General features: G+C 38.6%; 5 protein-coding genes. 3 read left to right on the plus strand and 2 right to left on the minus strand.

Annotated elements, in window-relative coordinates:
- A partial coding sequence (locus tag Q4Q35_RS17455) for a T9SS type A sorting domain-containing protein (protein WP_303279307.1) occupies window positions 1–1,383 on the plus strand: 1,383 nt, incomplete at its 5' end.
- Window positions 1,384–1,856: 473 nt separating this feature from the next.
- Here Q4Q35_RS17455 and Q4Q35_RS17460 read toward each other — a convergent pair.
- Complete coding sequence (locus Q4Q35_RS17460; protein WP_303279308.1) at window positions 1,857–2,384, minus strand: sigma-70 family RNA polymerase sigma factor; 528 nt, start codon at window positions 2,382–2,384, stop codon at window positions 1,857–1,859.
- A gap of 4 nt (window positions 2,385–2,388) precedes the next feature.
- Entirely contained in the window at window positions 2,389–2,802 is a 414-nt protein-coding gene (locus tag Q4Q35_RS17465) for a hypothetical protein (RefSeq protein ID WP_303279309.1), read from the minus strand.
- Between the two features lie 416 nt (window positions 2,803–3,218).
- On the opposite strand from Q4Q35_RS17465, the gene Q4Q35_RS17470 reads away from it, so the two are divergent.
- Both Q4Q35_RS17470 and Q4Q35_RS17475 read left to right on the plus strand, forming a co-directional pair.
- Window positions 3,219–3,458 (plus strand): helix-turn-helix domain-containing protein, encoded by a 240-nt coding sequence (locus tag Q4Q35_RS17470; RefSeq protein WP_303279311.1) that lies wholly within the window; start codon window positions 3,219–3,221, stop codon window positions 3,456–3,458.
- Between the two features lie 889 nt (window positions 3,459–4,347).
- Window positions 4,348–8,013: BspA family leucine-rich repeat surface protein (locus tag Q4Q35_RS17475; protein WP_303279312.1), on the plus strand; the 3,666-nt coding region annotated here is incomplete at its 3' end.

An 8,013-nucleotide genomic window follows, 5' to 3' on the forward strand; every position in this document is an offset into this window, starting at 1 on the left:
AACGATTGTTCTCCTATAGTGTACATCCCCGATGTCAATTTTAAAAACGCTTTGCTGTCCAACACAGCCATAAACCCCAATAACGATACAGAAATAAGTTATAATGAAGCGGCCGCTTTTACAGGAACAATGGATGTTTCATCTAAAAACATAGCAGATCTAACAGGTATTGAGGCTTTTGTTAATATTACATATTTAAGTTGTTGGAATAATAATTTAACAAGTTTAGATGTCTCTGCCAATACAGCTTTAACATTTTTAAGTTGCGGTGGCAATTCTTTAACAAGTTTAGATGTCTCTGCTAATACAGCTTTAACAACTTTATATTGTTACGATAATGCTTTAACAAGTTTAGATGTCTCTGCAAATACAGCTTTAAAAAGTTTACTGTGTAACAATACTGCTTTAACAAGTTTAGATGTCTCTGCAAATACAGCTTTAACAATTTTACTGTGTCACAATAATGCTTTAACAAGATTAGATGTCTCTGCTAATACATATTTACAATATTTATATTGTTACGATAATGCTTTAACAAGTTTAGATGTCTCTGCAAATACAGCTTTAAAAAGTTTACTGTGTAACAATAATGCTTTAACAAGTTTAGATGTCTCTGCTAATACAGCTTTAACAAGGTTAGATTGTTACAGTACTGCTTTAACAAGTTTAGATGTCTCTGCCAATACAGCTTTAATATTTTTACTGTGTCACAATAATGCTTTAACAAGTTTAGATGTCTCTGCCAATACAGCTTTAAAAAGTTTACACTGTCACAATAGTGCTTTAACAAGTTTAGATGTCTCTGCCAATACAGCTTTAACAACTTTATATTGTTATAATAATGATCTAACAAGCTTGGATGTATCAAACAACACTGCTTTAACAAGTTTATATTGTTATGGTAATGATTTAACATACTTAAATGTAGCCAATGGTAATAATACGAATTTGAATTATTTTATAGGCACAGACAACCCCAACCTAAGCTGTATACAAGTGGATAATGTGGCTTATAGCAACGCCAACTGGGCAAATAATATAGATGCTACCGCAAGTTTTAGTACCAATTGTGGCACAGGAAAAGCTACCAAAACTAAAACAAATGTTGATGTTGCTACAGTTATTGATAGTAGTCTTGATAATGAATTATTATTTAATGAAACCATACGCATAAGCCCCAACCCCGTGGTAAATACATTAAGTATTGTAACACCATCTGGTTTTCAATTAAAAGAAGCCAAAGTTTATAACCTATTAGGGAAAGCATTATTGAGCTCTTTTAATAACAAAATAGATGCCAGTAGTTTACCAACTGGAATGTATATAGTAAAAGTAGAAAGCACCGATGGGAAAATTCAAACCAAAAAAATTATAAAAGAATAATACCAATTTTAAATTAAAACAAACTTAGAATAGGTATAACATCCGTATTGTTCTTACAACAAAAATCCAAACAGGTGCCCAACAAGCACTGGTTTGGTTTTTTTTGATAAGTCTCCTTGGAGCGACCTGTGTTCAAGACAAGCTAAAGTCGAGACCTTTTAAAAAACCTCTCGACTTTAGTTAATACTGAGCGCCCGCCTGCCGGACAATGGCATTAAGTTAAGACTAAAATGTCAGTCTGAGCGTAGTCGAAGACCTTATAAACCTTAGTTTTTAAAAGCATTTCGTTAAGCTTCGCTAGGTATCTTCAATATAAAATACATTTTATATTTCGATAATGCTCGAGGAGACATTACGTCGTTATATCCGCTTGAGAATTTTTTTGGTCTCCGGTCTCAACTAAACACAAGATGCATAAAAAAGGCAATCTTATCCATCTTTGAGTCGTTTTTTGGTAGTTTGGTAATAATACTTTAACTCATATTTAAAAAGCCAAGAAAGTCTCTTAATTTTCGATAAGCTACTTTTTTATGATCCTTGACCGTATTGATGGATATAGATAACTCATCTGCTATCTCATTATTGGTATAGTCTTCGATACTCAATCTAATAACCTGAGCCGCCTTTTCTGGCAGCTTACTAATGGCTTTATCTATAACAGCTGTGGTTTCTATAACGACGGCTTCAGGCATATAAGAATCTTCTGTTTCAAAAGCTTCCAGATTTGTAAGCTCATAACGTTCTGTTACTTTATACTGTTTACTTTTTAAATAATTGATACATTTATTTTTAACAGCTAAATAAAAAAAACCTATGGCATGGTTTTCATTTTTAAAAGCAATGTTATCTTCCCATACTTTAACAAAAACCTCCTGAACGAAGTCTTTTGAGGTATCCAAATCATTGAGGTACTTGTACCCAAACACACATAATTGTGGATATAAACTCTCGAAAAACTGTTTATAACTCTTATTATTAAACTCCTTTTTCTTCCCGCTCATAATTTTAAATTAAGGTGTTTTCGGGTTTATTCTCTGGGGTGTTTACAATCGCATTAGCTTTAATACAAGATTCTATATGTTTCGCTACAGTATAAACACAAATCCATTTTCTGTTGTCTCTTTTTTCGTTATGGTATTTGGCAGGAAAGCGAGCAAAGAATAGATCAAATTCTTTCTCCATTAATAAATGAGTACCCGTATGGTATTTTAAATCTGCTAAAAGAATTCCAAATATTTTCAAGCCCAGTTTACAATGTTTTTTTACGTTTTCTTTAAGGGATGTTTGATTAATTATTAGCGTAAGGGAATTTGAAAGGGCATTGTGCGTTAAAATCAAAATTTCGCGAGAATCATTAACATTGTTTTTTTCCATGGATTCGGTTTTTTTAGATTTTCCTTTATCCTTGTGATTGCTCATCACAAGTCCACTTTAAATAAAAAATGGCATATAACTATTTAAAGTTATAAATGCTTGTTTTATAATATTTTACAGCGTTTAAGTTTCCTTAAAAATGAGATAGCACTCCATTAAGGCCTTAATGAGTGGAAACAAAAAGGCGTGGAACTCAGCTTACTGCCTTAGAGGTACTGGTATACCGAGGAACAATAAGTGAGCCCACGCCCATAGATAGACGTGAGCATATTACTTATCATTTCGTTCCTTTAAAATTACCAGTTTTCTAAGACGAAATTCAAAGCGAATGCTTCAATATTTTGATTTGAAGAATCGCAAAATTACATTATTAATGTAATTCTTGCTCAAATATATAAAATTAAAATCAATAATGGTATATAGTCCATTGATAAGTTTGAAAAAAATGACTGAATTTGTATATGTCGAAAGATAACTTATTAGAAATAGAGAAATATGTAATTTTCCAAGTTAGAGAAGAGAGGGAAGCTCGTAATATTACTCAAGAGGAACTATCAAACAAATTAGGTAAAAACAGTTCATATATAGCCCATATTGAAGCCCCTTCAAAAAAAGCAAAATACAATATTTCCATTCTAAATGAAATTGCCAAAATATTTGATTGTTCTATAAAAGACTTTTTTCCAGAAAAACCAATTTAATGATAATCTTGATAGTCTTTTGAAAGATGATCAAGTATAACTATAAATTAGATTATTTTTATAAATGTGGGAAAAATAAAAACCCCGCTTCGCAAAGTCTCCCGACTTTGAGGTCATTATAATTCCAATAATATACATATAAAACGTTTATTTTCAATATTGATTATATTTTGTAATTGATTGATTTTTTTTTAAAGCATCTGTTACCAGTTCTCATTTAGAATGGCTCAAATTATGGACTGGAAGTCCATAGGTTCGTTTTGGCAGACAGAAAGTCTGCTTCGTGAAATATGGTAAAACTGAATTCGTGTGAATTCGTGAAACTTGTCAGCCGGCAGGCTAGTTCGTGTCTAAAATTTTTAGAAGCTAAAAGCGACATGCACTAAAGTACATAGTTTTAACTACAGTTGATATCAATAAAAAGCAGCTATTTTTTGTTTAGGCAAAAAAGAAAATGCAGTCATCATAGCCTTAGTTACGATTACATTTTATTTTGAAGTATAAGCGAAAAAGAGCAAATTTTAATGGGTCATTTTAGGTTGGAAATGGTATAAGCATATGCCTATGGGTCCTACGGGTAACCCAGTGCCATCCCGAACCGCTAATAGTAATCTCCTCCTTGTCATTTCTGTGCGGTTACAGAGCGTCCCGCACTAGCGCGTAGCCCAAAAAATACCTGCAGAAAAACAGAAACGCAAGCCCAAATAATCACCACCTCATGAGGCGAATTCCCTCTCACAACCACCAGAACCAGTTTAATAAAATCCCTTACATCTATAAATTCATCCCTCATTTAATAGAGTTAAGCACAATTTTTAAAATAACTATAATATATGATTTAATGTTGTTGATTGATGATATTAGACTTTAATAAAAACACTTTAAATCTATGAAACAAAAGAACTATTTAAAGAAATTATACATACTTCTCTTAGCCTTAGTATGTATATCTGTTGTAGCTCAAAACGACAACGCTTTACATTTTAATCAAGTCCCATATATAATAGGAGACCATTTTTCTTATATAATAGGAGACCATTTTTCTTTACCTAATGGAAATAATGAATTTACCTTAGAGGTATGGGTGAAATTCCCAGAATTAGGTGGTAGGTTAGCTATAGCAAGTTGGGCTAATGATGCGGCTGGTGATGCAGATAAATATTCATATGAGTTTAATATTGAAAAAGGACGACTTCTATACGCAGAATGGGATCCAGTTCAAGGTTGGACAGATCATCATGCTCCAGCGAACACGACCATGAATAATGATACATGGCATCATGTTGCCTTTGTTAGGAAAGCATATCCTGGTGATGACTCAACCGATAATAATATATTTTTATATGTTGATGGAGTTGAGGCATATAGCGTAAAGGGTTTAGATACTAGCGATTTTGTGACCGATTACTTTACAATAGGTGCATTTAAAATTTTTAGTGGCGCCTATCAGCATTATTTTCCAGGTGCCATGGATGAGTTAAGAGTTTGGAACTATGCAAAAACTCAAAATGAGATTCGAGGGCAGATGATCTCAAAATTAGATGGTAGCGAAAACAACTTTGGTAACTTATTGGCTTATTATCCTTTTGACGAAGGTGTAGCTGGTGGAGATAACACCTTAATAACTCAGGTAGTGGATGCGTCAGGGAATAATCATAACGGTACATTGGTGGGTTTTGAGTTAGATGGTGAAACTTCTAATTTTGTAGAAACTGAAGATTATACTACCCTGCCACAAGGCTCTTTCATTACTACTTGGGAGGTTGATGAAACAACAGGTTTAGAGATTATCATACCTATTGATGGTAGTTATACTTACAACTATACCGTAGATTGGGGAGATGGCAACAGCACCACTGAAAATGCCGCCGCCACCCATACTTATCAGAGTGCAGGCACCTATACCGTTACCATTAGTGGCGATTTTCCAGCCATTTATTTTAACAACGCAAATGATGCAAACATAGAGAAAATACGTACCGTAGAGCAGTGGGGCTTTATAGAATGGGAAAGCATGGCGAATGCCTTTAAAGGGTGCTCCAAGATGAACGTAACGGCCAAGGATGCCCCCAATTTGGCAAATGTCACCGATATGAGTTCCATGTTCAATAGGGCTCAATCACTCACCGGGACAGAGACCGATTTCAACAGCTGGGATATGAGCAATGTCAACAGTATGTCCCACATGTTTTATGGGGCCACTAATTTCAACCCTGACTACATCGGCGATTGGGACGTAAGCAACGTTACCGATATGGGGGCCATGTTCGATGGTGCGAGTGCCTTTACAGGTGGCGGCATCGGCGACTGGGCGGAAAAGACGGCCGAAGTGAAACAAATGATTTTTATGTTCGCTGGAGCCATTAAGTTCAATACGGACATTGGTGATTGGGATGTGGGCAGAGTCACCAACATGAGGGGCATGTTCCAGAATGCGTTGTTCTTTACAGGGGAGAACATGGACAAGTGGAAGACAGGCAATGTGGAAACAATGCGTTTCATGTTCCACAATACCCCGTCCTTTAATGGGGACATCAGCGATTGGAACGTGGGGAACGTCCAAAGCATGTATTTTATGTTTCAGGGAGCCAGTGCCTTTAACCGGGACATCAGTAACTGGGATGTCAGCAAGGTCACCACCATGAAGGGCATGTTTGCCAATGCGACATTAGTTCTGGTTAGTGGCACTGAAATATTTAATATCGCCGGACCCAATGATAATATACGTACGATCTTCAATCAGGATCTGAGCGATTGGGCGGAAAGGATGGGCAATGTAACGGACATGTCCGGCATGTTCTACAATGCCACAGCCTTTGACCAAGATCTGGGCAGTTGGGACATAGGCCAGGTGACCAATATGGAGTTGATGTTGGACTTGAGCGGGATGTCGGCAACGAACTATGGGGCCACCTTGGAAGGATGGGCCGATGCAAGCAATACCCCCACGGACATTACGCTGGGCGCGGAAAATTTGATATATGACTGTGAGGGGTATGCCCACAGACAAGAGCTGATTGATACCTATAGTTGGACGTTCGAAGGAGATGCCCTGGGGGACGACCTGGCCCCGGAGCTCACCGTGACCGATCACACCATATATCTGGAAGGGGGCACGGGCACGCTCAACTTGGATGATCTGGACTATAGCGCCGTGGACAACTGCACCGAAGAAGGAAAGCTGGAATACAGTTTTGAAGCTTTTGAAGCCGAAAGTATTGTAACGACCAAGGAGTATACCCTTGACCATTTGGGGGACAATACAGAGACCCTGTACGTGAGAGATGCCCTTGGCAATGTGGCCAGTGCGGCCCTTACGGTAACGGTGGCCAGCCCAACGGATATCCTTTCCTTCACCCTTAACGGGCAGATTATGGATTCGGAGATCGACTATGTTGCCCATACCATAAATATCATAATGCCCTATGGCACGGACCTGGACGGACTTGTGCCCACGATCACCATTCCCGATGGCTCTCGCATCGGTCCGGCAAGCGGGGAGGTGGGGGACTTTTCGGAGGTCTTTGTGGCCTATGAGGTCCTCGGCGTTGCCCAAGGTAATTTTGTCCAACAGGATTGGATCGTGACAGTGACCACCGCGGACGCCTCCAGCATTGTGACCGATATCCTCAGCTTTACCATTGACGGGCAAAATGGGGACACGGCCATTGACCATGATGCCCATACCGTGGCTATTGAAATGCCTTTGGGAACTGATCTTAGCGGTCTCGTGCCCACAATTACCCTGCCCGAAGGGGCCACCATAGATCCGGCAAGCGGTGTTGCCCAGAACTTTACCAATACGGTAAACTACACGGTGACCGCGGGGGACACCACCACCGAACAGGAGTGGACGGTCAATGTAACGGAGGGCGGGGCCTGTATGGTCTTCGCCGTTGCTCAGGACATTACTGTGGAGTTAGATGCTAATGGATTTGCATCTATTACCGCTGATGATATCGATAATGGTTCCGGAGCTGGCTGTAACAATGTTACTTTAAGTTTAGACAGAACAGATTTTAGCTGTGCCGATGTGGGCACGCCTGTAACCATTACGCTTACTGTTACAGACGAAAATAATAACTCAGATACGGCAACAGCCCAGGTAACCGTAGAAGATGTTGTAGGGCCAACGGTGGTAACTCAAGATATTACCGTAGCATTGGATGCCAATGGGCAAGCGACCATTTCTGCTCAAGAGATAGACAATGGCTCTTTTGATGCTTGTGGCGGTATTGACAGCATGTTCTTGGATATTATGACCTTCTCAGAACTGGGCAATGTAGCCGTAACACTTACGGTAATCAATACTGCAGGGGACCCAGCAACAGGAACAGCTATAGTTACGATAACAGCTAGAGGTACCGAGGTTGTAGCACCAGGTGGTTTCTCCCCTAACGGAGATGGCATTGGAGATACTTGGGTGGTAGAAAACATAGCGGATTATCCAAGCAATACCGTTCAGGTATTCAACCAATGGGGAGAACCAGTGTATGAAGCCAATGGTTATCGAAATGACTGGAATGGGGTCTCCAATAAAACCAGCAATAGCATT

Source organism: Flavivirga aquimarina (assembly GCF_030540835.1).
Classification (GTDB): domain Bacteria; phylum Bacteroidota; class Bacteroidia; order Flavobacteriales; family Flavobacteriaceae; genus Flavivirga; species Flavivirga aquimarina.

What these genes read in the sequence shown, in the direction of transcription:
- Q4Q35_RS17470 (WP_303279311.1), top strand. Translation starts at nt 3,219, where the DNA reads ATGTCGAAAGATAACTTATTAGAAATAGAGAAATATGTAATTTTCCAA.
- Q4Q35_RS17460 (WP_303279308.1), bottom strand. Translation starts at nt 2,384, where the DNA reads ATGAGCGGGAAGAAAAAGGAGTTTAATAATAAGAGTTATAAACAGTTT.
- Q4Q35_RS17465 (WP_303279309.1), bottom strand. Translation starts at nt 2,802, where the DNA reads ATGAGCAATCACAAGGATAAAGGAAAATCTAAAAAAACCGAATCCATG.